This window comes from Falsiphaeobacter marinintestinus (assembly GCF_007923355.1).
GTDB classification, from domain to species: Bacteria; Pseudomonadota; Alphaproteobacteria; order Rhodobacterales; family Rhodobacteraceae; genus Phaeobacter_A; species Phaeobacter_A marinintestinus.
Genome location: NZ_VOGO01000013.1, coordinates 21,109 through 46,692, shown reverse-complemented (window position 1 = coordinate 46,692; position 25,584 = coordinate 21,109). Strand labels below are relative to the sequence as shown.

At 58.8% G+C, this 25,584-nt stretch carries 27 protein-coding genes; 13 read left to right on the top strand and 14 right to left on the bottom strand.

Features of this window, described 5'->3' with window-relative positions; all coding sequences use genetic code 11:
* Positions 1-65: 65 nt before the first annotated feature.
* Together FOY56_RS20425 and FOY56_RS20420 are read right to left on the bottom strand one after the other, a co-directional pair.
* On the bottom strand, positions 66-776 hold the full coding sequence (locus tag FOY56_RS20425; protein ID WP_146348008.1) for an aspartate/glutamate racemase family protein: 711 nt from the start codon (positions 774-776) through the stop codon (positions 66-68).
* Positions 773-1,477, bottom strand: coding sequence for a GntR family transcriptional regulator (locus FOY56_RS20420; RefSeq protein WP_146348007.1), 705 nt, complete (start codon positions 1,475-1,477; stop codon positions 773-775). Before FOY56_RS20420 ends, FOY56_RS20425 begins: the two co-directional genes overlap by 4 nt.
* A 101-nt stretch (positions 1,478-1,578) precedes the next feature.
* On the opposite strand from FOY56_RS20420, the gene FOY56_RS20415 reads away from it, so the two are divergent.
* Positions 1,579-3,279: a thiamine pyrophosphate-binding protein gene (locus tag FOY56_RS20415; RefSeq protein WP_246139549.1), complete on the top strand. Its 1,701-nt coding sequence runs from the start codon at positions 1,579-1,581 to the stop codon at positions 3,277-3,279.
* On the opposite strand, the gene FOY56_RS20410 is transcribed toward FOY56_RS20415, so the two are convergent.
* The gene (locus FOY56_RS20410) at positions 3,276-4,178 is read right to left on the bottom strand and encodes a LysR family transcriptional regulator (RefSeq protein WP_146348006.1); all 903 of its coding nucleotides are present in this window, start codon (positions 4,176-4,178) and stop codon (positions 3,276-3,278) included. The two genes, FOY56_RS20415 and FOY56_RS20410, sit on opposite strands and share 4 nt — an antisense overlap.
* A gap of 99 nt (positions 4,179-4,277) precedes the next feature.
* On the opposite strand from FOY56_RS20410, the gene FOY56_RS20405 reads away from it, so the two are divergent.
* The 6 genes from FOY56_RS20405 (at position 4,278) to FOY56_RS20380 (ending at position 10,579) form a co-directional block, all read left to right on the top strand.
* The gene (locus FOY56_RS20405) at positions 4,278-5,411 is read left to right on the top strand and encodes an enolase C-terminal domain-like protein (RefSeq protein ID WP_146348005.1); all 1,134 of its coding nucleotides are present in this window, start codon (positions 4,278-4,280) and stop codon (positions 5,409-5,411) included.
* Positions 5,408-6,667: an NAD(P)/FAD-dependent oxidoreductase gene (locus FOY56_RS20400; RefSeq protein WP_146348004.1), complete on the top strand. Its 1,260-nt coding sequence runs from the start codon at positions 5,408-5,410 to the stop codon at positions 6,665-6,667. Before FOY56_RS20405 ends, FOY56_RS20400 begins: the two co-directional genes overlap by 4 nt.
* Before the next feature lie 39 nt (positions 6,668-6,706).
* Positions 6,707-7,684 carry a TRAP transporter substrate-binding protein gene (locus tag FOY56_RS20395; protein ID WP_146348003.1) on the top strand — a complete coding sequence of 326 codons (978 nt, stop codon included), beginning with the start codon at positions 6,707-6,709 and terminating at the stop codon, positions 7,682-7,684.
* Positions 7,685-7,793: 109 nt separating this feature from the next.
* On the top strand, positions 7,794-8,327 hold the full coding sequence (locus tag FOY56_RS20390) for a TRAP transporter small permease (RefSeq protein WP_146348002.1): 534 nt from the start codon (positions 7,794-7,796) through the stop codon (positions 8,325-8,327).
* Between the two features lie 5 nt (positions 8,328-8,332).
* The gene (locus FOY56_RS20385) at positions 8,333-9,643 is read left to right on the top strand and encodes a TRAP transporter large permease (RefSeq protein ID WP_146348001.1); all 1,311 of its coding nucleotides are present in this window, start codon (positions 8,333-8,335) and stop codon (positions 9,641-9,643) included.
* A gap of 3 nt (positions 9,644-9,646) precedes the next feature.
* The gene (locus FOY56_RS20380; RefSeq protein WP_146348000.1) at positions 9,647-10,579 is read left to right on the top strand and encodes a hypothetical protein; all 933 of its coding nucleotides are present in this window, start codon (positions 9,647-9,649) and stop codon (positions 10,577-10,579) included.
* An 11-nt stretch (positions 10,580-10,590) separates the two neighbouring features.
* Here the strand turns inward: FOY56_RS20380 and FOY56_RS20375 are convergent, their stop codons facing one another.
* The 4 genes from FOY56_RS20375 to FOY56_RS20360 form a co-directional block, all read right to left on the bottom strand.
* Positions 10,591-10,977 carry a phage holin family protein gene (locus FOY56_RS20375; protein WP_146347999.1) on the bottom strand — a complete coding sequence of 129 codons (387 nt, stop codon included), beginning with the start codon at positions 10,975-10,977 and terminating at the stop codon, positions 10,591-10,593.
* A gap of 156 nt (positions 10,978-11,133) precedes the next feature.
* Entirely contained in the window at positions 11,134-12,420 is a 1,287-nt protein-coding gene (locus tag FOY56_RS23975) for a calcium-binding protein (RefSeq protein WP_246139548.1), read from the bottom strand.
* A 130-nt stretch (positions 12,421-12,550) separates the two neighbouring features.
* Entirely contained in the window at positions 12,551-13,738 is a 1,188-nt protein-coding gene (gene rlmN, locus FOY56_RS20365; RefSeq protein WP_146347998.1) for a dual-specificity RNA methyltransferase RlmN, read from the bottom strand.
* Between the two features lie 81 nt (positions 13,739-13,819).
* Entirely contained in the window at positions 13,820-14,350 is a 531-nt protein-coding gene (locus tag FOY56_RS20360; RefSeq protein WP_146347997.1) for an invasion associated locus B family protein, read from the bottom strand.
* A 171-nt stretch (positions 14,351-14,521) separates the two neighbouring features.
* On the opposite strand from FOY56_RS20360, the gene FOY56_RS20355 reads away from it, so the two are divergent.
* Complete coding sequence (locus FOY56_RS20355; RefSeq protein ID WP_146347996.1) at positions 14,522-15,517, top strand: asparaginase; 996 nt, start codon at positions 14,522-14,524, stop codon at positions 15,515-15,517.
* Between the two features lie 81 nt (positions 15,518-15,598).
* Here FOY56_RS20355 and FOY56_RS20350 read toward each other — a convergent pair whose 3' ends face one another.
* The 5 genes from FOY56_RS20350 to FOY56_RS20330 form a co-directional block, all read right to left on the bottom strand.
* Entirely contained in the window at positions 15,599-15,913 is a 315-nt protein-coding gene (locus FOY56_RS20350) for a YciI family protein (RefSeq protein WP_146347995.1), read from the bottom strand.
* A 33-nt stretch (positions 15,914-15,946) separates the two neighbouring features.
* Entirely contained in the window at positions 15,947-16,375 is a 429-nt protein-coding gene (locus tag FOY56_RS20345; protein ID WP_146347994.1) for an SRPBCC family protein, read from the bottom strand.
* Positions 16,372-16,701: an ArsR/SmtB family transcription factor gene (locus tag FOY56_RS20340; protein ID WP_146347993.1), complete on the bottom strand. Its 330-nt coding sequence runs from the start codon at positions 16,699-16,701 to the stop codon at positions 16,372-16,374. Before FOY56_RS20340 ends, FOY56_RS20345 begins: the two co-directional genes overlap by 4 nt.
* Positions 16,702-16,760: 59 nt before the next feature.
* Positions 16,761-17,636: a phosphoserine phosphatase SerB gene (gene serB / locus FOY56_RS20335; RefSeq protein WP_146347992.1), complete on the bottom strand. Its 876-nt coding sequence runs from the start codon at positions 17,634-17,636 to the stop codon at positions 16,761-16,763.
* A gap of 71 nt (positions 17,637-17,707) precedes the next feature.
* Positions 17,708-18,535, bottom strand: a complete 828-nt coding sequence (locus tag FOY56_RS20330) for a c-type cytochrome (protein WP_146347991.1) — start codon at positions 18,533-18,535, stop codon at positions 17,708-17,710.
* Positions 18,536-18,795: 260 nt separating this feature from the next.
* On the opposite strand from FOY56_RS20330, the gene FOY56_RS20325 reads away from it, so the two are divergent.
* The 3 genes from FOY56_RS20325 (at position 18,796) to FOY56_RS20315 (ending at position 22,362) form a co-directional block, all read left to right on the top strand.
* Positions 18,796-19,935 carry a phosphoserine transaminase gene (locus FOY56_RS20325; protein ID WP_146347990.1) on the top strand — a complete coding sequence of 380 codons (1,140 nt, stop codon included), beginning with the start codon at positions 18,796-18,798 and terminating at the stop codon, positions 19,933-19,935.
* A gap of 126 nt (positions 19,936-20,061) precedes the next feature.
* Positions 20,062-21,657, top strand: coding sequence for a phosphoglycerate dehydrogenase (serA, locus tag FOY56_RS20320; protein WP_146347989.1), 1,596 nt, complete (start codon positions 20,062-20,064; stop codon positions 21,655-21,657).
* 105 nt (positions 21,658-21,762) lie between these two features.
* Positions 21,763-22,362: a dimethylsulfonioproprionate lyase family protein gene (locus FOY56_RS20315; RefSeq protein WP_186766410.1), complete on the top strand. Its 600-nt coding sequence runs from the start codon at positions 21,763-21,765 to the stop codon at positions 22,360-22,362.
* Here FOY56_RS20315 and FOY56_RS20310 read toward each other — a convergent pair.
* Complete coding sequence (locus FOY56_RS20310; protein WP_146347987.1) at positions 22,341-22,739, bottom strand: hypothetical protein; 399 nt, start codon at positions 22,737-22,739, stop codon at positions 22,341-22,343. The two genes, FOY56_RS20315 and FOY56_RS20310, sit on opposite strands and share 22 nt — an antisense overlap.
* A 116-nt stretch (positions 22,740-22,855) precedes the next feature.
* Between FOY56_RS20310 and FOY56_RS20305 the strand changes: the two genes are divergently transcribed.
* Complete coding sequence (locus FOY56_RS20305) at positions 22,856-23,830, top strand: LysR family transcriptional regulator (RefSeq protein ID WP_146347986.1); 975 nt, start codon at positions 22,856-22,858, stop codon at positions 23,828-23,830.
* Positions 23,831-23,858: 28 nt separating this feature from the next.
* Complete coding sequence (locus tag FOY56_RS20300) at positions 23,859-24,587, top strand: metallophosphoesterase family protein (RefSeq protein WP_146347985.1); 729 nt, start codon at positions 23,859-23,861, stop codon at positions 24,585-24,587.
* Here FOY56_RS20300 and FOY56_RS20295 read toward each other — a convergent pair.
* Positions 24,584-25,546 carry a PLP-dependent cysteine synthase family protein gene (locus tag FOY56_RS20295; RefSeq protein WP_222435012.1) on the bottom strand — a complete coding sequence of 321 codons (963 nt, stop codon included), beginning with the start codon at positions 25,544-25,546 and terminating at the stop codon, positions 24,584-24,586. The genes FOY56_RS20300 and FOY56_RS20295 overlap by 4 nt on opposite strands.
* Positions 25,547-25,584: the final 38 nt, after the last annotated feature.

Below are 25,584 nucleotides of genomic sequence, written 5' to 3'. Positions count from 1 at the left end.
TGCGCAGGTTTCACGACCCAACGGTTCAGCGTGGCGCGGGTAAGTCCGACACCGCGCTGAGCCGATTACCACCTTGGGGGCTGCAACCCGGACTGGAACCATGTCACAAGGCTGAGGATGGAATACACCGGCAAGCCTGTCGCTTCCGAGATATCCGCAGCGTAAGGGCACATGTTGGTGCATTCCAGCACGATGGCGCCCAAATCTGAGTTGGATTTCTGCAAGGCTAACGCTGCCGCGACATTGTCCTGCCGGGCCATTTCGACGTTCAGCTGAAGCTCGTTCTTCAGGATCGCGCGAGTGAATTCCTGCCCGCCTTCCGTCGTTCCAATTGGCGTGCCCTCCGGGACGCGCGCCTTGACAAGATGGGCCTCTGTCAGCGTCGAGGCCGAGATTGTCAGCACGCCAGCCCGCTTGCCCGCGGGCAAGACACGGTTGACCATTTCGACCTGCATCAGTGACGATGTCACCACTGGGACAGGCACCGCTTCTGCCAGTTCATTCTGAAACAGCGACAGGAACCCGCAATTGGTGGTGATCCCGTCGACGCCATCTGCCACCAAGTCGCGAGCGGCATCAATGAAGTGGCCCAGTAACCCGTCACCCCCCTGCCGCACCACCCGGTCGGGCGTCGCATCGTGCACGATTTTGTAGTGCACTGGGAACGGCCAGCTTTGCGCATTGCCCATGTCGCCGGGAATCCGCGGGAAGCGGGCGTCCAGCATCAGGATACCGACCGAAGCGCCGTATATCGACTTGCCACCTGTTGCGATCATGCGTTTTCCTCTAGCAGAACCATTTCGGACAGATCATCAATCGTGTTCATGTAGATGGTCGAAATACCTTGCCGGACCACATCGATGACTTCGTCCATACGTTTCGAAATATGGTCGCCTAAAACTGCCACAGCCGTATCGGCATCGCGTGCGATCAAAGCCTCGATCACTCGGATATGCTCGTCCTTGGACTTTCGGATCTGGCCCATCGACAGGCTGACCCACCGGACATAACGGATGCGTTCGTTGATCCGCTCAAGCTGAGCTACCAACACCGCGTTGCCCGACAAGCGCGCGATTCCGATGTGGAAAGCCTCGTCCCGGGCGCAAGCCTCGGCGACGGTCAGCCCGTCAACTGTGATCCCCGTGGCGTATAACTCGTCCTTCAACGCAGCCAGCTGAGCATCCGTCGCGCGGGCGCAGGCCAACCGGGCGGCGGCGATTTCAGTGATGTCGCGCAATTCGTACAGATCGAACACGGTTTGAGCGTCCAACTGTCGGCAGAAGAACCCCGTGCCGGGCTGAAAGTCGAACATCTTTTCGGCCACCAGACGGTTCAACGCTTCGCGCAACGGAGTCCGGCTGACGCCCAGTTCGCGCGACAATGCGACCTCGTTCAGGCGATCACCGGGACGCAACCGATAGGTGACCGCCATCTGTTTGACCCGATCATAAATGTCCTCGACACGCCCTTCGGCCATGGTCGTCTCCTTTTGTCGAACAAGGATGTGACACATCGATACTTTCAAATCAATATGCAGATCTGTATACAGCAGTGAGTGCAGAGTCGAAGGAACACGTGATGGCCCAGGATATCCCCAATCAACTGAACGGTGCCGAGGCGATGGTGCGCATGCTGGAATCACACGGCGTGACGCATATTTTCGGCCTGTGCGGTGACACCACCCTGCCCTTTTATGACGCGATGCTGCGACTGGACCACAATATCACACACATTCTGACCCGCGATGAACGCTGCGCCGCCTACATGGCCGATGGCTATTCCCGCGTGACCGGCCGGGTCGGCGTGTGCGAAGGGCCGTCGGGTGGTGGTGCGACTTATATCCTGCCGGGGTTGATCGAGGCCAACGAAAGCTCGTACGCCGTGCTGGCGATCACCACCGATATCTCGGTTGCATCATACGGGAAATACCCGTTGACCGAAGTCGATCAGGACGCGCTGATGCGCCCGCTGACCAAGTTCAACACGGTGATCAAGAAATCCGATCACATCCCCCGCATGGTACGCGCCGCGTTCCGGGCGATGACCACCGGGCGGTCAGGTGCCGCGCATCTGGGGCTGCCCTATGACATTCAGTACGAACCGGTCGACACCGCCGACATCTGGTCTGACCCCAACCACGCAAGCTATCCCGCCTATCGCACAGGCCCCGAGGAAGCTTCGGTTGAGGCTGCGGTTGACGCGATTCTGTCGGCCAATAATCCGCTGATCGTGTGCGGGGGCGGCATTGTCATATCGGGCGCGATGCAAGAACTTGACCAGTTGGCAAGCCGGTTGGACATTGCCGTGGCCACATCGATCTCGGGCAAAGGGTCGCTGGCCGATGACCATCCGCAATCGCTGGGCGTGGTCGGGTCGAACGGCGGCACGGATGAGACTTGGGAGATGATGCAGGCCGCCGATTTGGTGGTGTTCATGGGTTGCCGTGCCGGGTCCACCACCACTTCGCGGTGGGAGGCCCCAAAGCCCGGCGCACGGATCGTGCATTTCGACAGCGACCCGATGACCATCGGCGCGAATTATCCCACCGAAGTCGGCGTGGTCGGCGATCTGCGGCTTTCCCTTGAACAGGCGAACCGCATTCTGGACCAGAAGGACACGCGCAAAACCTTTGATGGTGCCGCCAGTGTGGCCGATATCAAGACGCGCAAATTCGCCCGGTTCAACACGCTTTCCGCCAGCACCGAAACCCCGATCCGCCCAGAGCGGGTCATCGACACGGTAAACCGTCATCTGCCAGATGACGCCATCGTGGTCAGCGACCCCGGCACCAGCTGCCCCTATTACAACGCGTATTCTCAGCAGAAGAACCCGGGCCGGTACTATATCACCAACCGGGCGCATGGCGCGTTGGGGTATTCGATGGGGGCCGCTTTGGGGGCCTGGTATGGACGCCCTGACAGCAAGGTTGTTGCCATGATGGGCGACGGGTCGTTCGCCTTCAGTTGTGGTGAGCTTGAAACCGTTGTTCGGTGTAATGCGCCGATCACCTATATCGTGTTTTCGAACGCCAGCTTCGGCTGGATCAAGGCGAGCCAATACGCCGACAAGGACGCACGATATTACAACGTCGATTTCAACCGCACCAATCAGGCGAAAGTGGCCGAAGGGTTCGGGGTAAAGGCATGGCGGGTTGAAGACCCGGCTGAGCTTGACGATGTCATGGCACAGGCGATGGCCCATGACGGACCGACCCTGATCGATATCGTGACCCAACCGTTGGAAGAGGCGGCGGCCCCTGTGATGCGCTGGATGGGCTAAACTTGCTCGGAGGAAAAGGGTTTGAGCTCTTTTAGCAGGATCTCAAGAAACTCTTGCCCCAATGTCGACAAGGGCCGGGTGCGCGATGTGATCACGGCCATATCCATCATGATGGCAGGGCGGAACTTACGTGTGCAGAACCCGCCCTCAAAGTCATATTCCAGTGCAAATGGGTCAAGGATGGCCACCCCCATCCCCTCTTTCACAAAACTGAGCAGGTTCTTGAACAAATGCGCATGCACCCTCGTTTTCCACGGCACCCTGGCGTTGTGAAACGCCTCGCGCGTGCGCCGGTGCGTCATGTGATCCGGCCCCATGACGATGAACGGTTCATTCTCTAGCAACTCGGGCGTCAGGATTTCGTGCTTGGCCAGCGGATGGCCTTCGGGCAAGGCAATGAAGGTTTCGACATGCAGCGGATGCAGATCAAAGGCGTCGTGCAGGATAGGGTATTCGCAGATGCCGATCTCGAACAGGCCCGCCATGACCCATTCCTGAATCTTGGACGAATACTGCGACTGAAAGCTGATCGACATGTCCGGGCGGTCCTTGGCAAACCGTGCGATCAGCCGGGGCATGAACCCGAATGACATCGAATGTTGCGATGCGACCTGCAGCTGCCCGACCTGCTTGTTCTGAAGATCGCTGACCGCCTGCGCGACGTGATCAAGGCCGCGTACCACGGTGTCGACTTCCTGATAAAGAACGCCCGCTTCGGGTGTGGGAATCAGCCGCCCCTTGGAGCGTTCGAACAGCTTGAACCGTGTTTCCCGCTCAAGCTGCGCCAGCAAATTCGATATTCCGGGCTGCGAAATGCCCAATTGTTCAGCGGCGCGGGTCACAGTGCCGGTTTCGACAATCGCGTGAAAGGCCTGAAGTTGCCGAAAACGCAGGGACATTTGGGGCCTCCATCACTTTTTGTGATCGTATGGCAAATTATTCGTATTTGAAATGATGAAATATGAGGGGCAGGGTCTCGGGGCTAGCAAGGAAACTGCATGTCTGACCTGAACCAAAGAATTATCGGGATGGATCTTTGGCATCTGGAACTGCCTGTGGTGTCGCGCCGCGATCATGGAATCGGGTCGGTCGAAGGCAGTTGCGAGGTCGTGATCGTTCGCCTGACTGCCGAAGGCGGTGCCAATGGTTTTGGCGAGGCATCGCCGTGGTCGGTGTTCACCGGCACGCCCGAAGCCACCTATGCCGCGCTCGACAGATACCTGCGTCCACTGGTCATCGGTGCCCGCGTCGCCGACCGCGCCCTGATCATGTCAAAAGCCGAACGCGCCGTTGCGCATTGTACCGAGGCCAAGGCCGCGCTGGAAACAGCCTTGCTGGATCTGACTGGTCAGATCAGCAGCCTGCCCGTCTGGGCACTGCTGGGCGGGAAATGCCGCGATACAATCCCGCTAAGTTGCTCCATCGCCAATCCGGACTTTAGTCAAGATATCGCGCTGCTGCAGCGATTGCGCGACGACGGCGTGCGGCTGATCAAGCTGAAGACCGGGTTCAAGGATCACGCATTCGACATCATGCGGCTTGAGCGCATCGCCAGTGACTTTCCCGAATTCGGTGTGCGCGTCGACTATAATCAGGGACTGTCGATTGACGATGCTCCGGCTTGCGTGCGCGACGTGGCCAGCTTCAAACCCGATTTCATCGAACAACCGGTCCGTGCCCATCACTTCGGTATGATGGCCCAGCTTCGGGCGATGATCGACGTACTGCTTCTGGCCGACGAAAGCGTGTTTGGCCCCGAGGACATGACCCGCGCCGCGCGTGAAGGCATCTGCGACGGCGTGTCGATCAAGATCATGAAATCCGGCGGCGCTGTGCGTGGCCAGTCTGTCGCCCGCATCGCCGCCGCGAATGGGCTGACAGCCTATGGCGGTGACATGTTTGAAGCCGGGCTGGCCCATCTTGCGGGCACTCATATGATCGCGGCTACCCCCGAAATCACGCTGGGCTGCGAGTTTTATCAGGCCTCATATTTCCTGAAGGAAGATATTCTGGAAACACCCTTCGACGTGAAAGATGGGCAGGTCGTCGTGCCCGATGGACCGGGGTTGGGCATCCGTCCCGACGTGACCAAACTCGACCGGTTTTCGGTGACAAAGGCGGTGGCAGCATGACCGGCCAGAAAAAGACAATCGCAATCGTCGGCGCAGGCATCGTCGGCGTTTCAACAGCCGTCTGGCTGCAACGCGATGGGCATGACGTGATCCTGATTGACAAGGCGGGCCCCGCAGAAGGTGCCAGCCATGGCAATGGCGGCGTGCTGGCATCCTGTGCGGTGGTTCCGGTGACAACGCCGGGTTTGCTGGGCAAAGCCCCGAAAATGCTGATGGACCCGGATCAACCGCTGTTTCTGAAATGGTCCTACCTGCCCAAGCTTGCGCCCTGGTTGATAAAATACCTGAAAAACGCCAATGCCGACGACACCCGCCGCATTGCTTCGGCCCTGACGCCGATTATCGGCGACAGCGTGGCCGATCACCTTGCGCTGAGCGAAGGCACCGGGGCCGAGAAATGGGTGCATCCCGGTGATTACCTGTACGTCTATAACGACCGTGCGCATTTTCAGAGCGATGCTTTTGGCTGGGAAGTACGCCGTCAGAACGGGTTTGAATGGGAGGAGCTTGAAGGTGCCGCTTTCAAAGCCTTTGACCCGATCTTTTCCGATGCGCTCGGCTTTGCCGTTAAGATGGGCAATCACGGGCGCATCACCGATCCCGGCCGCTATGTGAAGGATCTGGCGCGGCACGTGGAATCCCGTGGCGGCAGATTCATCAAGGCCGAAGTCGAAGATGTCGTGCGTGACAACGGACAGGTTACCGGCGTGCGCGCCGGGGGGGATACCATCCCTTGCGACGCGGTCGTCATTGCAACCGGTGTCTGGTCAAAACCGCTAGCCCAAAAGTTGGGCATCAATGTCCCGCTTGAGGCCGAGCGCGGCTATCACCTTGAACTGTGGGAGCCATCGATGATGCCGAAAACCCCCGTCATGATTGCGTCGGGCAAGTTCGTGGCCACACCGATGGATGGCCGTTTGCGCCTTGCTGGAATTGTTGAATTTGGCGGCATCGACGCGCCGCCATCACGTGCACCTTATGCGTTGCTAAAAAAGAATGTGCTGGCAGCCCTTCCGGGGATAAGCTGGCGCAAAGAGGTCGAATGGATGGGCCATCGCCCTGCGCCTGCCGACTCGATCCCGGTGATCGGAGAGGTTCCGGGGATAACCGGTGCCTATCTTGGGTTCGGTCATCATCACGTGGGCCTGACAGGCGGACCCAAAACAGGACGCCTTCTGGCGCAAATGATTTCGGGCAGAACACCGAATACCGATATGAGCGTCTATGCTCCGTCGCGTTACCAAGACCACTTATAGAGCCCGAAAACGGGTCAAATCATAATCAGGGAGACTGACATGAAAAAACTGACAACCCTTCTGGCCGCTACGGCCCTCACTACGGCAGCCGCCGCCCCGGCCATGGCCGAGAAATGGGACATGCCGATGGCCTATTCGGCCAGCAACTATCATTCGGCCACCGGTGCCGAGTTCGCCAATTGCGTGACAACAGGCACCGGCGGCGACATTGAAATCGTCACCCACCCATCGGGGTCGCTGTTCCCGGGTGCGCAGATCAAGCGTGCGATCCAGACCGGACAGGTTCCAATCGGCGAACGCCTGCTGTCGGGCCACCAGAACGAAAACGCGATCTTTGCCATCGACTCGATCCCGTTCCTGGCGACGAACTTCGACGATTCGAACAAGCTTTGGAAAGCGGCTGAGCCGACAATCGCCAAAATTCTGGACGAACAGAACCTGCACCTGCTGTATGCCGTGCCGTGGCCACCACAGGGGCTTTACTTCAAGAAAGAAGTAAATTCGGTCGAGGATATGAAGGGCGTCAAGTTCCGCAGCTATAACAACGCGACATCACGTCTGGCCGAACTGACCGGCATGCTTCCGGTGACCATTGAAGCGGCTGAAATCAGCCAGGCTTTTGCCACCGGTGTCGCGGAATCGATGATCTCGTCGGGCGCAACGGGCTATGACCGCAAGGTCTGGGAAAGCCTGACGCATTTCTACGAAGTTGACGCCTGGATGCCGCGCAACTCGATCATGGTGAACAAAGACACCTGGAACGCGACATCGGACGCTAACAAGGCTGTTGTTCAGGCCTGCGCCGACATCGCAGAATACGCCGGTTTCTGGCGTGCGGTTCAGTACACCGACTTTACGCTGAACGGTCTGCGTGCCGGTGGTATGACGGTCGAACCCGCTGGCGAAACGCTGGTGAACGAGCTGAACGAAGTCGGGGCCACCATGGTGGAAGAATGGCTTGAAGCGGCTGGTCCCGAAGGCGCGGCGATCATCGAGTCTTACAAAGCGATGGAATGACGCGACCCGTTGGAATGTCGGTTTCACAGCTGACCTCTGACGGATCATGACGCCGCCCCGGGGCACCCCGGGGCGGTGCGCCATAACGAACAATAATCCGGGGAACAGTATGCGCGTGCTCAAGGCCATTCGCTCAGGACTCGACTTTCTTTACTTTGCCTCTGGCGTGCTTGCCGCGCTCTGCCTGATCATGATCCTTGTTCTGATCGTGTTGCAGATGCTGGCCCGCTGGACCGGTGAAGTCGCGCCGGGAATCCCGGAATATGCCGGGTACTTCATGGCCGCCGCATCCTTTCTGGCCTTTGCCAACGCGCTGAACCATGGCAGCCACATCCGGGTGTCGATCCTGATCAATGCGGTCGGACCTGTCACGCGACGCGTATTGGAAACATGGTGCTTTGCGGTCGGCACCGCCATCGCGTGGTATTTTGTCTACTACGGGCAGAAATTCGTCTACTGGTCGTGGAAATTCAACGACATCAGCCAGGGTCAGGACCGTACCGCACTGTGGATCCCGCAAAGTTTTGTCCTGCTGGGCGCCACCATCCTGGCCATCGCGCTGACCGATCACCTGATCCACGTTCTGTTTTCCGGTGACCACCGGATCAAGCGCGATCTGGTCGATCAGAGCTTTGGGGAGTAGACACGATGGAAGACCTTTCAATCATCATTCTGTTCCTCTTTGTCCTTTTCCTGCTGTTGGGCACCGGGGTCTGGATCGGACTTGCCCTGATGGGTGTCGCCTGGGTCGGGATGGAGCTGTTCACCTCGCGCCCCGTCGGCGACGTGATGCTGACCACGATCTGGTCGTCCTCGTCCTCGTGGACGCTGACCGCCTTGCCGCTGTTCATCTGGATGGGCGAAATCCTGTACCGAACCCGATTATCCGAAGACATGTTCAAGGGTCTGTCGCCGTGGATGGCGGGGCTGCCCGGCGGGTTGGTCCACACAAATATCGTCGGCTGCACTGTGTTCGCTGCTGTCTCGGGCTCATCTGCCGCCACGCTGACGACCGTGGGCAAAATGTCGATCCCGGAACTGCGCAAGCGCAACTATCCCGAACCGATGATCATCGGAACGCTGGCCGGTGCGGCCACGCTGGGCCTGATGATCCCGCCCTCGCTGACTCTGATCGTCTATGGTGTGACGATCAACGAAAGTATCTCGAAGCTATTCTTTGCGGGCATCATGCCCGGCTTGGTGCTCGCCGCGATGTTCATGGCCTTTGTGGCGATCAGCAGCCGGGTGTCCAAATCCTGGAACCCTGACCCCGAACCTCCGATGAGCTTTGGGGAGAAGGTAGCGAACTCCCGCTTCCTGATCCCGGTGTTCTGCCTGATCCTTGTGGTCATCGGGTCAATGTACCTGGGCTATGCCACCGCAACCGAAGCCGCCGCCTTTGGTGTGATCGGCGGGCTGGTTCTGGCGGCCACCCAAGGGTCGCTGTCCTGGAAGACCTTCACAGAAAGCCTGATGGGCGCGACCCGGACCAGCGCGATGATCGCGCTGATCCTGGCGGGCGCGGCGTTCCTGTCTCTATCGATGGGCTTTACCGGGCTGCCGCGTGGTCTGGCCGATCTGATAGCAGGGATGGAGCTGACCCGGTTCGAACTGTTGATGGTGCTTTTGGTGTTCTACATCATTCTGGGCATGTTCCTTGACGGGATTTCATCCGTGGTGCTGACCATGGCAGTCGTCGAACCGATGGTGCGCGAGGCCGGGATTGATCTGATCTGGTTCGGCATCTTCATCGTCGTGGTCGTCGAGATGGCCCAAATCACGCCGCCGATCGGCTTTAACCTGTTTGTTCTGCAAGGCATGACCCAGCATGAGATGGGTTTTATCGCGCGCGCCGGGTTTCCGATGTTCCTGATCATGGTGCTGATGGTGTTCGTGCTGATCACCTTTCCGGAACTGGCCACATGGCTGCCCAACAACATACGGCAAGGGCCCGGCTGACCTATGAACCCCCTCGCGCTGGCGGCCCGCCATGGACCGATGGTTCTGGTGGGCGGTCTTCTGCTGGGCTTGTTCGCGCCGCCACTGGCCGATGCCATGCGCCCGTTCACGCGGGAAATGGTCGTCCTGCTGCTGTTCGTCTCGGTCCTCAGGATGGAGCCGTCTTCGGTTCTGGGATCCCTTGGCAAGCTGCCCACCGTCGCCCTGACCGTCGCAGTTCTGCAATTCGGTCTGCCAATGCTGATCCTGTGCACCGCGTTTATCGCCGGCTGGCAACATTCGCCCATCGTGTTGGCGCTGGTCCTGATGACAGCCGCCCCATCCATCGTCGGCAGCCCGAACATTTCCATGATGATGGGCGTTCAACCCGGCGTCGCGATGCGGCTGATGGTGACCGGAACCTTGCTGTTGCCGCTGACTGTCACGCCGATCCTGTGGCTGTTACCAACCATAGAAGACAGCCGGACGGTGATTTTTGCCGCGCTTCGTCTGTTGGCGACGGTTGTCGTCGTCTCGCTTGCCGCCATAGCAACGCGCCGCATGTTGTTTCCCAAGCCCTCGGCCGAAACCTTACGCAGCATGGAGGGCGCGTCGGCGCTTGCCCTGTCCGCCTTCGTTATCGGATTGATGCCTGCCGTCAGGGAGGTCGCGCTGACATCGCCCACAACCCTGATCTTTTGGCTGGCAATCGCCTGCGCGGCTAATCTTGGCCTGCAGACGCTAACCTATCGCGCCACGCGCGACCGACTGCCCCGGGACGAGGCTGTGTCGGTGTCGATCATCTCGGGGAACCGCAACATTGCCCTGTTCCTGATCTCGCTGCCGCTTGCGGTGACTGAACCGATCATGGTGTTCATCGGCTGTTACCAGATCCCGATGTACCTGACGCCCATGCTGATGCGACGCCTGTATCGCCCGTCAAACCTCAGCGCCTAACGGCACAGCTGTTACTTCGTCGCGGACGCCTTGAGGCTGGGAAAGACGTAATGCGTCAACAAAACCCCGGCGATCAACGCCCCGAGCCAGACCAGCAGGGTCGAGGCCAGCAAGTTCGATATGCCCCCGATGGTAAACCGTGGCACCAGCAAATTGGTCACCATCAACCCGACAAACGTGGTGGCGAGAGAAATGCCGCCCATAAGTTGGGGAATGTTCTTTTCCGACAGCTTGCGCAGCAGTGGCAAGGCGGCCACCTCAACCACAGTGAACAACAGCACAACGATGATGAAAGCCCCGAAATCAATCGAAAAGCCGGGCAGAAGAAGAACCGCCAGAAGCAGACCAACCGAATTGCCGATAAGATGCACAAGTGCGGACAGAGCGTGTTTTTTCAATGTGGTCCCCTTTTCAGTCAGAACCGGGTTGCGGGTTGCTGTAACGATAGACTGATTTGTTAAGCAGATCACCTCAAGACTTGGGTCGCGGTATCAGAGCTCAAGCATTCTTGCCCCGTGCAGCACGAACTGCACATGGCATGCCCATAGTTTCGATCAGAAAATGAAATCCGCTGCGGTGATGTCAGCCAAGGCTACGCCTTCGATCACCACGCTGCCGGTGCCGCCTAATGCCGACAGGTCCAAAAGGGTCGATCCCCCAGGGATCCCTGACAGGCCCGGTGCCACTTCGGTGGCAAAGTCGCCAATCAGGATCCCGAAGGCCGAAATATCGATCCGATCCGCGCCATCGGCAAAATCAGTAATCGTGTCGTTCCCCGAATGGCGGGTCATGACAAAGGTGTCATTTCCAGCGCCCCCGGTCAGATCGTCATCGCCCAGACCTCCGGTCAGGCGGTCGTTGCCACCGCCACCATTCATCGAGTCGCGACCGGCACCGCCAAGCATCGTGTCATTGCCAAACCCGCCGTCCATCGTGTCATCGCCCGCGTCGCCGAACAAATTGTCCTGCCCGCCGCCGCCAATGATGTTGTCATCACCAGCGTTTCCATGGATCACGTCGTTCTGAGATCCACCATCAATGACGTCGTCTCCTCCGCGCCCGTTCAGCCGGTCAATACCAAAGCCGCCCAGAATCTCATCGCCACCAGCACCGCCCAGAATTGTGTCATTGCCGTTATCACCGTTGATCGTGCCTGTGACCTCTCCGCTGCCGCGATAGACGTCATTACCGTCCCCCATGGACACATCGCCCAGAATCGAGCCGTAATTCTCGATGCGGTCATCGGTCGACGTGTTCACGTCGACATCTCCATCAATAATGCCGTAGTTTTCGATAAACGTGTCGCCATCATCACTGGCCGTGTCATAGGTGTGAATCGCCAGATCTGTGCCGCCAATGAACCCGAAATTGGTAATCACTGTGTGCAAGGCGGCAGAGTCAATCAGGCCTTTGCCGGGATACTCTCCGTTCGCGACGCCATACATGTTCCCAGTGTTATAGATGGTCAACGTATTGCTCAGCGCCGGGTCCGTGAACTTTTGAATCAGGGAATTGCTGGTCGCCTGCATTGTGCCGTGGTTGGTCAGCGACAACTGACCAAGAGCCATATACAAATCTTCCGTATGATAACCGGTTTCGCCGATGATGATGCTAAGGTTGTCAGCGTATGCAGACAAACTTCCAAAAGTCTCGCCATTCAGAAGGTATGTCAGATCATCATGGAACATATTGAACATCGAGAACGGCACAGGCGAAGCCGTCTGTGCCACCAGTGTCGAGCCGGCCGAAACAAAGATCGTATCGCCCGCCTGAGTGCTTGGATCGAATAACACGGTTGGAGGCAGAGTCAGCTGAACGTCGATAAATGAAATAAGGGCCATGAAAAACCTCGTTGCAAATGTCCAAAATAGTCAATGCAACAAGCCTAATCTTCAGCGCGTCACTCTATCAAGAAAATTTCATCAATAGGTTGCCCTTCGGCCGCAGCCGATCTGCGTTAGATCCGGGTGGTTAGTTACGCACCCCTGCCTCTGCCTCAATCTGACGGCGCGACTTGCGGGCGCGTTCGGTGGCCGATTTCAACTGACCGCAGGCAGCCATGATGTCTTCGCCGCGTGGTTTGCGGACAGGCGAGGCATATCCGGCCTCATAGACGATATCTGCAAAGGCACGGATGCGGTTGTTCGAGCTGCGTTTGTACGGCGCGCCGGGCCATTCGTTGAACGGGATCAGGTTGATTTTGGCCGGGATGTTATAGTCGCGGATCAGCTTGATCAGACGGTGCGCATCGGCATCGCTGTCATTGACCCCGGCCAGCATCACGTATTCAAACGTTATCCGCTCGGAATTGGAGACTTTGGGATAATTGGCCAGCGCGTTCAGCAGTGCTTCGATGTTCCATTTCTTGTTGATCGGCACCAGCTTGTCGCGGATGTCATCAGTTGTGGCATGGAAAGAAATCGCCAGTTGGCAGCCGATCTCGTCGGCGGTGCGGGCAATTTCAGGCACCACGCCGCTGGTCGACAGGGTGATGCGGCGGCGCGACAGCTGGATGCCTTCGGGGTCCATCGCGATCTTCATCGCGTCGCGCACATTGTCGAAGTTATACAGCGGTTCGCCCATGCCCATCAGAACGATGTTGGACAACAACCGTGTTTCAACATTCTTCTCACCCGGCACCGGCCATTCGCCCAGATCGTCCCGCGCCATCATCACCTGACCGATGATCTCTGCCGCTGTCAGGTTGCGCACCAGTTTCTGTGTACCTGTATGGCAGAACGAACAGGTCAGTGTGCAGCCGACCTGAGATGACACGCACAACGTGCCACGACCGTCCTCGGGGATGTACACCACCTCGACCTCGTGACCGCCGGCGATGCGCACCAGATATTTGCGGGTGCCATCCTCGGACACCTGACGGGTGACCAGTTCAGGGATTTCGAGAACGAAATTCTCGGCCAGATCGGCGCGATACGCCTTGGCCAGATTGGTCATGTCAGCGAAGTCGCGTTTGCCCCACTGATAGATCCACTGCCAGATCTGGTTGACCCGCATCCTGGCCTGTTTTTCGGGTGTACCATGCGCGATCAACGCATCACGCATCTGATCACGGGTCAGCCCGATAAGGTTGACCGGCCCCTCGGGCAATTTCCGGGGAAAGGTCATAACATCTTGAGTGATCGGCGCGGTGGCAGTCATAGCAGGGTCATCCGGCAAGTCAGGGATGTGCCTCTATATAGGATGCCGGGCCGAAATCAAAAGAATTCGGCCCTGTTTATGTTACTTGGTGCAGCGTTTGGCGGCATCTTCGATTGCAGCCGTCACACCCAACAGCGAAAACGTGTCCTTGGTCTGCGTGCCCCGCGCCGAGCGCGCGGTCAGAATCGCAGAAGTCCCTTTTTTCATCGCCGCGATGATCTTGCCATCGACCTCAGCCGATTCGGGCCAGGCCCATTCGCCATCGGTGAACAAATCAAATTCGGTGCCACCGATATTCAGTCCGACGGTCGATCCCGGTGCGAAAGGATAACCACCGGTAAAGGTGACCTGCCCCTGAACACCGGCCCCGGGCCGATAGAACACGAACAGCAAAATATCACTGCGTTTCACCGCCACGACGCGACCGTCACGGGTGTTCACCGTCTCTTTTGGCGTCGAGACACTCCAGCATTCGGTCGGATCGTCTTCGACGAAGACGCTCCAATCGGTCTTTGCAGCGACGCGATTGGTACTTTGTTCCTGAGCAAATGCAGTGGTGGCCAAAGCCGCCATGCACAGGCCCGCGCAGATACGGGCAAGTTGCGTTCCCATTTGAGCAGCCTCCTAGACTGATCTAAACCTCAATTTCAAAAGCGCGCGGCGCGACTTTCCCAGCCGTCTGCTGTGCACATCCTTTGGTTGCCGACATACACACATTAACGTAACTTCCGCCTCTGATTAAAGAGCGATTGGCAGGAATTCGCCAAGTTGTGAGGGAACGACATGACATCACCCATTCCAATGGCGGAAATTTGGCGCGGAAATTTACTGGAAAGCGTCCATCTTGGGCATGGTGTTGTCTGCGATGACACCGGCCAGATCGTACAGGCATGGGGCGATTCCGACGCGCTGATTTACCCGCGCAGCTCGTGCAAGATGGTTCAGGCGCTGCCGCTGATCACATCCGGCGCAGCAGCCCGGCAGGGGCTGACCAAGGAACAACTGGCGTTGTCCTGTGCGTCCCACAACGGCGCGGCGATCCATACCGACCGGGTCAACAGGTGGCTGGCCGATCTGGGGTTGGGCGATGACGATTTCCGCTGCGGCCCGCAGGAACCCGACGACCGCGATGCGCGGGATGCATTGATCCGGGGGTATGAAGCCCCCTGTCAGGTCCACAACAACTGTTCAGGCAAGCATGCAGGGTTCCTGACCCTGTCGCAGTATATGGGCGCGGGGTCTGAATACATCGACATTGACCACCCGGTGCAGCAATCGGTGCGCGCCGCGTTCGAAGACGTCACCGGCATGGACAGCCCGGGCTATGCACCTGACGGATGTTCGGCGCCAAACTTTCAAACTTCGCTGCATGGGCTGGCCCGCGCGATGGCATGGTTTGCCAGTGCGGGCGACCGGTCTGACCGGCAAAGCCAGGCGGCCGTGCAACTGGTCGATGCGATGACGGCCCACCCTGATCTGGTCGCCGGTGAAGGCCGCGCCTGTACCGAGCTGATGCGGGCGATGGGGGGTAAGGTGGCGATCAAGACCGGGGCCGAGGCGGTGTTCGTGGCGATTCTGCCCGAGCAGAAGCTGGGTGTGGCACTGAAGATCACGGATGGAGCGACGCGGGCCAGCGAATGCGCCATTGCGGCAATCCTGTGTAGCCTTGGTGTGCTGGACCCCGATCATCCGGCGACACGCACGCGAATGAACACATCCATCCGCAACAGACGTGATGTCGAAACCGGGTCGGTGCGTCCGGCTGCGGGATTTGTCTGACCTGACCCGGCGGGCCGCGTTCTGCGCGGCCAACGCCGGAACTTGGGTATTTGAAACAAGAAAGAAGCAGCAGGTCTGCGCTTACATTTCCATGACTTCGGCGACTTCGACCGAGCCAGAACCATCAACGACCATCGGGCAGCCTTTGGCCATGTCGCAGGCGGCCTCCATCGAGGCGGCGGTGATCACAGAATACCCGGACACCGGGTTGGCACCGCCATCATCCGTGATGCCGCTGGCGCTGATGGTTTTGGACATGCCCACAGGCGCGCCCGGGATGGTCAGGGCATCGCCCATACCGCCCATCCAGGCCTGCCAGGCGGCCATGACTTTTGCGCCTTCTTCTTCCGATTCGGGGGTTTTTCCGCCGTGATAGGCAAACATATACTGGGGCATTCAGGTTTCCTCCTTTAGGGGCAAAGGTGATGGTCAGGTCATTGTTGCAGCAAGGCTGTTGAGGCTGGACACCCAGCCGCGTTCGTGGCTGGCGGCCATTTCCGCATCGACCAGATCGCGGTGATCCACGACCAGTTTGGCGCCACCGCTGTCGGGCAGAATTGTAAAGGTCACATGGCTGTCCGGCCCACGCTTGTCGTTTTCGTCATGCCAGCCCCAGGTGAAACCAATCGTATTTGGCGGATCAACGCGGGTGACCTGTCCGGATACTTTGTATCGCCCGCCTTCATCGCTGACGATCACGGCGAACCACGGACCGGTTCGGGTGAAATCCAGTTGGCTGTTGGTCACATGCATGCCTTCGGGCCCCCACCATGCGGTCAGGTTTTCCGGCTTTGTCATCCAGTCGAACAGGTGTTCGGGTGTCACTGGAAATGTACGTTCAAGGCGCAGGTCAGTCATTGTGGGCGGCGCTCCTCGGTCAGAATGGCGGTTTCGAGCCTGTCGAGACTTTGTTCCCAGAAGGCACGACGCGATATCGCCCAGTCAGAGATCAGCCGGAGCCCGTCGGGGTTGGCAGAATAAAGGCGGCGCGTTCCGTCGATACGTTGACGCACCAAGCCAGCCTCGCGCAGCACCTTGAGGTGGCGTGATACGGCTGGTGCGGTCATGCCCGCATCCTTGACCAGATCACCGGCAGGAAGTTCACCCGATTGCATCAACTGTTCGATGATATTCAGGCGGGTCGGGTCGGCGAGGGCCGCGAAGGATCGAATCAATGGGGTCATACCCAATAATTAACATAAATGTTAATTAACTGAAACGCTAAATTATGTCAGACGGTAAATCAGACGGTAAAATCGCTCCGTGCATAGCCCTGAAGATACAGTAGGGCCGTCAGGTCGCCGTGGTTCACCCGCACGTCGCATTGTGCCGCGACGGATGGCTTGGCGTGCAGGGCCACACCGGTTCCGGCCCGCTCCAACATGCCCAGATCGTTGGCACCGTCGCCCACGGCAATCACGTCCTGTTCAGAGATACCCAGCCGGGCCGTGATTTGTTCCAACGCCTCGATTTTGGCCTGACGTCCAAGAATGGGGCGCTGTACGTCGCCGGTCAGCACGCCGTTTTCGGCCAGCAGCGTATTGGCGCGGTTTTCGTCAAAGCCGATCAGGGCGGCCACCGCCTGGGTAAAGGCCGTGAACCCACCCGAAACCAGCCCTGCGTAACACCCGTTGGCCTTCATCGTTGCGACCAGCGCCGTACCGCCCGGCATCAGGGTGATCCGTTCGGCTAGAACCTGGTCGATCACACTGACCGGGAGACCCTTGAGAAGGCCGACGCGTTCGGTCAGCGCCCCTTCAAAGTCCAGCTCACCATTCATGGTCCGCGCCGTGATTTCTTTCACCCGGTCGCCGACCCCGGCCAAATCAGCCAGTTCGTCGATGCATTCCTGCTGGATCATGGTGCTGTCCATATCGGCCAGCAGCATGGTCTTGCGTCGCCCTTCAGCCGGTTGAACGATCAGATCGACACCCAGTTTCTGGAGGTCGTCCCAGACCACCCACTGATTGTCTGGTACCGCATCGATCGCGAATTCGGCGGCTTCGTTCATCGCCAGCCAGCGCAGATCACCTCCGCCCCAGGCGTTGGTCAAAGACATCGCCATCGACGGTTCAAGCGCCTTGGTTTCGGGATTGGTCAGCAGAGTAACGATAAACATGGGCCCTCGCGCGGTTGATCGCGGTTGTTTGGCGCGCATAAACCACGCTCACACACAAAGGGCCAGCCTGATCAGTTGCCCGGCAACGGGGGTATGGTGCGCAGATACATCACGATGGCGCTCATGTCTTTCTGTGTCATTCGTTCATAGTGGCGATAGGGCATTGGCGGCTTCATTTGCGAGCCACCCGGGCGGACTCCGTAGGCGATCATGGTTTTGATCTCGTTGTCGGTATAGTTGGCCAGACCGTCATTATGGCTGGTGATATTATCCGCGATCGATTTGCCCCATGGGCCAAGCCATTCATAGCCTCCGCCGCCGAAATTCGTTTCATAATCGGGGCCTTTGGGCGTCAGTGAATGGCATTCGGTGCAATGGGCCACAGGACCAGCCAGATAGGCGCCGTATTCAACCGTTGCGCCACGCGGAATATCGGCAACGCTTTCGATGGGCGGCCCATACGCGGGCGGCAGATCAAACGGGTATTCTGACAGCTTGAACTCCGTTTCCACCGCAGGCAGCGTGCGGATATAGGCCACGATCGCATCCAGGTCGGAATCCGACAGACCACGATACAGCCCCATCGGCATTGGCGGGCCGATCACCGAGCCGTCGGGGCGGATGCCTTCACGAATGGCCCGGGCCAGCTCGGCATCGCTCCAATCCGCGATCCGTCCGCCCGGAGTGATGTTTGGCGCATGCGCAACAAAGCCGGGTTCAACGATATCCCATCCGCCGTACGCAAGCGATCCCGGCGCTGGCGACGTGTGGCAATTGCCACAGGCTGCCGGACCTTCGACCAGATAGGCGCCGCGCTCCTCAAGAAGGCTTTGGGCCTGCCCCGGTGCGCCAAGGCCAGCTCCGAGGATCAGGGCCATCCAGAATGCAGTTTTGATCATGTGTTCGTCCTCCCTTTTCCAATGAACCTAACACATTAACCTTATCCCAAACTGTGTAAGAATTCACACTTTCTCTTGTGCGGTCAGGCCTGGGGGATGTTGAGCCCAAGTTTCCGATAGGCGACAAGGATGTCGCAATTGTCGCTTAGGGCGGCGGTTCTTTGACATTTTCGGTCTTGCGGTTCGCAGGTGCGCCCTTTAGGTCCGGCGGTGGGACACCCTTCCCCAACGAAGGGCATATATCTGTAAGGATAACACCGATGGCAAACCAAGCTCCGGCCACGCGGCCGGCAAACCCGCGTTTTTCCTCTGGCCCCTGTGCCAAACCCCCCACATTCACCCTGGACAAGCTGGCTGATGCCGCTTTGGGCCGTTCGCACCGTGCCGCTGTTGGCAAGGACAAGCTGAAGGCCGCCATTGAAGGTACCCGCGAAATCCTGGGCATCCCCGCTGATTACAAGATCGGAATCGTCCCGGCCTCTGATACCGGCGCTGTGGAAATGGCGCTGTGGTCCATGCTGGGCGCACGCAAGGCCGAGCTTCTGGCTTGGGAAAGCTTTGGCGCGGGCTGGGTCACTGACGTGGTCAAACAGCTAAAAATCGACGCCGACGTGAAAACCGCAGATTATGGCGATCTTGTTGATCTGGCCTCAGTCGATTTCAACAATGATGTCGTGTTCACATGGAACGGCACCACCTCGGGCGTCCGCGTGCCGAACGGCGACTGGATTGCCGATGACCGCGCGGGCCTGACCATCTGCGACGCCACATCGGCTGCTTTTGCCATGGATCTGCCATGGGACAAGCTGGATGTGACGACTTTCAGCTGGCAAAAGGTTCTGGGCGGCGAAGCGGCCCACGGTGTGATCGTGCTCAGCCCACGCGCCGTTGAACGCCTGGAAAGCTATACCCCAGCGTGGCCCCTGCCCAAGATCTTTCGCCTGACCAAAGGCGGTAAGCTGATCGACGGTATCTTTACCGGCGCAACCATCAACACGCCCTCGATGCTGGCAGTCGAGGATTACTTGTTCGCGCTAGACTGGGCGCGTTCGGTCGGTGGGTTGCAAGGCCTGATGGCTCGCGCGGACGCCAATGCACAGGCGATTTTTGACTTCTGCGACACCCATGACTGGATCGCGAACCTTGCCGAGGACGACGCCACTCGGTCAAATACCAGCGTCTGCCTGAAATTCACCGATGACCGCATCACCGATGGCGCCGCCTTTGCCAAGGCCATCGCCAAACGCCTGGAAACCGAAGGCGTCGCATACGACATCGGAGCCTATCGTGACGCCCCTGCTGGCTTGCGGATCTGGTGCGGCGGGACTGTTGAAACCTCGGATATCGAAGCCCTGCTGCCCTGGTTGGCGCACGCCTTCGAGGCCGAGATCGCAGCCTGATCACCACCCACAAGCTCAAAACGGGGCGGACACAGAATTTTCGTCGAAAATTCTCCCCCAAAAAATCTTCGGCGAAGATTTTTGCGTTCCGCCCCTATCCTGCACTTTCGAACAAGGACCAAACCCATGGCCCCCAAAGTACTCATCTCTGACAAACTCTCCGAAGCCGCCGTTCAGATATTCCGTGATCGCGGAATCGACGTCGATTTCCAGCCCGATCTGGGCAAGGACAAAGACAAGCTGGCCGAAATCATTGGCCAGTATGACGGTCTGGCCATCCGCTCGGCCACCAAGGTGACCGAAAAGATCCTCGAAAACGCAACCAACCTGAAGGTCATTGGCCGCGCCGGGATCGGAACCGACAATATCGACAAGCCCGCCGCGTCGAAAAAAGGCGTGATCGTGATGAACACGCCTTTCGGTAACACCATCACCACGGCAGAACATGCCGTTGCGATGATGTTCGCCGTTGCCCGCCAGATCCCCGAGGCGAGTGCCTCGACCCACGCCGGCAAATGGGAAAAGTCCAAGTTCATGGGGGTTGAACTGACCGCCAAAACCCTTGGTGTCATCGGTGCCGGCAACATCGGATCGATTGTCTGCGACCGGGCCCGCGGCCTGCGCATGAAAGTCATCGCTTATGACCCCTTCCTGAGCGAAGAGAAGGCCAACAAGATGGGCGTTGAAAAAGTTGAACTCGACGACCTGCTGAAACGCGCCGATTTCATAACCCTGCACGTTCCGTTTACCGAGCAGACAGCAAATATCCTGAGCCGTGAAAATCTGGCCAAGACCAAGAAAGGCGTGCGCATTATCAACTGTGCCCGCGGCGGTCTGGTTGACGAAGAGGCGCTGGCAGACATGCTGAAATCCGGCCACGTTGCGGGCGCCGCCTTTGACGTGTTCAGTGTTGAACCGGCCAAGGAAAACGTTCTGTTCGGCCTGCCCAACGTGGTGTGTACCCCGCATTTGGGCGCGGCAACTTCGGAAGCCCAGGAAAACGTCGCCCTTCAGGTCGCCGAACAGATGTCGAACTATCTGCTGACCGGTGCCGTTGAGAACGCCCTGAATATGCCATCGGTGACTGCCGAAGAAGCCAAAGTCATGGGCCCCTGGGTTCAACTGGCCGGCCATCTCGGCAGCTTCATCGGCCAGATGACGGATGAGCCGATCAAGGCGATCAACATCCTCTATGATGGTTCGGTGTCCGAAATGAACCTAGACGCGCTGAACTGTTCGGTCGTGGCAGGGATCATGAAAGCCGTGAACCCGGACGTAAACATGGTCTCGGCGCCGGTAATCGCCAAAGAACGCGGCATCAAGATCTCGACCACAAATCAGGACAAGTCGGGCGCCTTTGACGGCTATATCAAGCTGACCGTTGTCACCGAATCGCGCGAACGTTCGATTGCGGGTACTGTGTTCAGCGATGGCAAACCGCGCTTCATCCAGATCAAGGGCATCAATATCGATGCCGAGATCGGCTCGCATATGCTGTACACCACCAACGAAGATGTCCCCGGCATCATCGGTATGCTGGGCCAGACGATGGGTGAGAACGGCGTCAACATCGCGAACTTCACGCTGGGCCGGAACGCCCAAGGCGGTGACGCCATCGCGCTGCTGTATGTCGATGCCGTGGTGCCTGCGCCGATTATCGAAAAGCTGTGCAAGACCGGCATGTTCCAGCAAGTGCGCCCGCTCCAGTTCGACGTGGCCTGATCGCACCTCTGAAAAACGACATCTGAAAGGTCGCCGCGCAGCTAGCTGCGGCGGCCTTTTGCTTCTTAGATCATGCGGAATCGGGTTTCAGCAGGGAGAAACCGTATGTCCGACGTGATTCGATCATTTCTGAACGAAATGGCTGATGCCTTTCGCACTGAAGACCGCACTGAAGCGCAAGAAACCGCCCAAACTCTGGCCAGCGCGGCATTTGCCGGCACCGCCCCCGCTGACTTTTCTGATTCCGAAGCGATCCGAACGCTTCTTTTCGCCTCGCCTCACCCCTGCGCCGCATCCATGTTGGCGGCGCATGACAAGCTCCCTTGGGGCGTCAACCCCGTGGCCCGAAAAGCGCGCACCAAGGACTTGGAAATCTATGCCGTGTGCGACCTGATGGGGCCGGACTCTCCTGTCTATTCAGGGCATTTGCGGGCGGGAATTTATTACCAGCGCCCCAATCTGCGCTATGCCCTGCATTCTCACGCCGCCGCTGAAACCTATGTCATCGTTGCCGGCAGCGCGCTGTGGACAGCAGGCGACACGCGCAAATTGCTGGGCCCGGGCGACGCAGTACATCATTCAACCTATCTGCCCCACGCCTGCCAGACCGGCCCCGAAGGCGTCATCGCCCTATGGCGCTGGAGCGGGGATATCGGCACCGACTCCTATCGTATCCACGACGGTCAGGACGCCTTTGCCGCCTGACTACTGACCCGCGATGGTGCCCCTTTCAGAACAACAAAGCTAAAGATCACCATCGATAGCAAACACAACACCGACCCAAGCTTGGCCAGTGTTTCGCCCTGCCCGGTCAATGCCATGACAATCCCAGGCACAATCAGGATCAGCCCGGATACTGTCACTGCCAAATGCACAACCGGCACGGGGCCGTCGGACGCCGTCGGCACCACATGATAATAGACCGCATAAATGGCACAGGTGACCCAGCCCAACAGGTTCAGGTGCGCATGCGCAGGTGACAGACCGTGATCTCCGCTGGCCGACATCTGGATCCCCCAGATCATGCCTGCCAGAACCGACAAAACGCCTGTAATCATGAAATAACGTGCAACTCCGGTCATGATGTTCCCTTTCTTCTGAAACACCCGCCCAGCCGGCGAGCGATATATTTCTTGAAAAACTGGCATGAGATTACTCATACTGAAAATAGATTGTTGATATCTCTGGAATTTGTCCTGTGAATTTATCAAGCTTCGACCTCAACTTGCTTCAGGTCTTGGATGCCCTGCTTGAAACCCGGTCGACCACGCGTGCCGGTCAGCGTGTCGGCCTGTCTCAACCGGCGGTATCCGCTGCACTCGCCCGCCTCAGGGATGCGCTGGGTGACCCGATCCTGATCCGTCAGGGCCGCAAGATGGTTGCCACAGATTATGCCGGAGCGTTGCGCGACCCTTTGCGTGCCGTATTGGAGCAGACCGAACAACTGCTATCGGGCAACGCAACGTTTGATCCGCAGAAAGCATCCATGACCATCCGGATCTCGGGGAGCGATTTCTACAGCGTTTTGCTTATGCCGCATCTGGCGGACAGGGTGTCCCGGAGTGCACCCGGCATCCGGCTTCAGCAGGTAGACCTTGTTCCGGACAGCCACATCCGGTCTATCGATCAGCACAACGTCGATATGGCGATCCTTCCCGAAGGTGATTTTCCGGACTGGATCGACCACCAAACCGCGCACAGATCAACCTTTGTCGCCATTGCCCGCCCTGACCATCCTGACCTGACCCATATACACACTGGCAAGGGCGATCAGATCCCGCTCGATCTGTTCTGCGGTCTGCCCCATGTCGCTCATTCGCCCGAGGGTCAGCTTCACATGATGGGCGATGCCGCACTCGCCCGCATCGGACGTCGCAGAAACGTCGCCATGACCTTGCCCACGTTCGCCGGTGTCTGTCTCTGTGTTGCGTCCAGCAACATGATCGCTCTGGTACCTGCGCAGATCGCCGCCTTCATGGCGCCTCGTATCGGCCTCAGCATCTATGATCCACCTGTCCTGGTGCCTGCCGTCAATCTGGTCCTCGTCTGGCACAAACGCAGCAGTCAAAACCCGGTTCATTGCTGGTTGCGGCAGCAGATCGTCGATGCCCTCGAAAAAATCGATGACCCATCCGGCATAGCCCCTTTTCCTGATCCCGCGTCTCAGGCATGACAGGGGCGACTCAACAGGCGATTTCATCATGACCGATCCAATTTACGCCGTGGGCGATATCCACGGACAAACCCAAATGCTTGACCGCGCGCTGGAGCTGATCGCTGCCGATGGCGGCCCCGACGCACACATCGTGTTCATGGGCGATTACACAGATCGCGGACCAGACAGCAAAGGGGTGATAGACCGCCTGATTGCCGGGCAATCTGCCGGTAAGCCGTGGACCTTCCTGAAAGGCAACCATGACCGAATGTTTGAATGGTTCATGCAGGACACGCCGCGCCACGACCCTCACATGCTGGTTGGCTATCACTGGCTTCACGACCGGATCGGCGGCATCGAAACTCTGGCCTCATACGGTGTCACCTTCCCCGAGCGAACCCGGTTGGAAGACGTGCACCAGATCGCGAAACAGGCCGTCCCGCAAACGCATGTCGATTTTCTGCGCGGTCTGTCCCTCAGTCACGAGGCCGGCGATTTGCTGTTCGTTCACGCTGGCATCCGCCCCGGTATCCCGCTGGACGAGCAATCCGAAAACGACCTCGTCTGGATCCGCGAGCCTTTCCTTGACGACACCACCCAACACCCAAGGCTTATCATCCACGGCCACACTGCGCTGGACCACCCGCAACATTTCGGCAACCGGATCGATCTGGATGGCGGCGCAGGCTATGGTCGCCCACTACACCCGGCTGTATTCGAAGGCACAGATTGCTGGTTGCTGAAAGACGACGGTCGGTCGCCGCTGACGCCCTAAGCCCAAAGATCGGTCGACAGGTATTTCAGCCCGCTATCGCAAATAATCACGCCAATGCAGCCCCCCCTTTCGGGCCCGGTCAGCAACTCCAGTGCCGCTGCCACATTGGCCCCGGCAGAAAACCCGGCAAAGATCCCCTCTTCGCGCGCCAACGCCCGCGCAGTATCCCGCGCCACGTCCCCGCCGATCTGCAGATACCCATCGACCGGAACATCCGCCATCAAATCCAACTCCGGCATCGCATAACCGCCCCCCTGAATCGGATGCGCCATGTCTGATGCAACCTGCCCCGACAGCACCGCTGCCCCCGCAGGCTCCAGAACATAACCGCGCAAGCCCGGGTTCACCCTTTTCAACGCCCGTATTGTCCCGGCATAGGTCCCGCCCGACCCGGCGAAGTCGACAAATGCCGTCAGCTTGCCGCCAGACTCCGCCCACAATTCCGGCCCTGTGGTTTGCGCGTGCGCCGCCGGATTGCCCGGATGGCGAAACTGGTCTGCCCTGAACGCGCCCCGCTCTGCGGTGATTTGTCGGGCTTCAATCTCCACCAGCGCCAAATCCGCGCCCGACACTTCACCGGGAACACTCCCCGGCGCCTGCTCCACCAGAACCACTTCGGCGCCCAGCGCCGCCATCATCCGCGCGCGCTCTACTGAATTCCCGCGGCTCATGACGGCAACAAACGGATACCCCTTGACCCCGCAAACAATCGCCAGCCCGGTGCCCATGTTTCCGCTGGTCAACTCGACAACCGTCTGGCCCGGCGCCAACGACCCGTCCGACTCGGCCGCTTCGATAATCCCCAGCGCGGCCCGGTCCTTTTTGGAAAACCCGGGGTTCAGATAATCCAGCTTGGCCAGAATCCGCCCCTCCAGGCCGCGCCGCGCCACCATCCGATCCAGCCAGACGGACGGTGTCCCGCCAATCACCTCAAGAACAGATCCCGCCGCTGACGCCATACCCATTTCCTCTTGCTCAAAATATCCCGGGGGTGAAT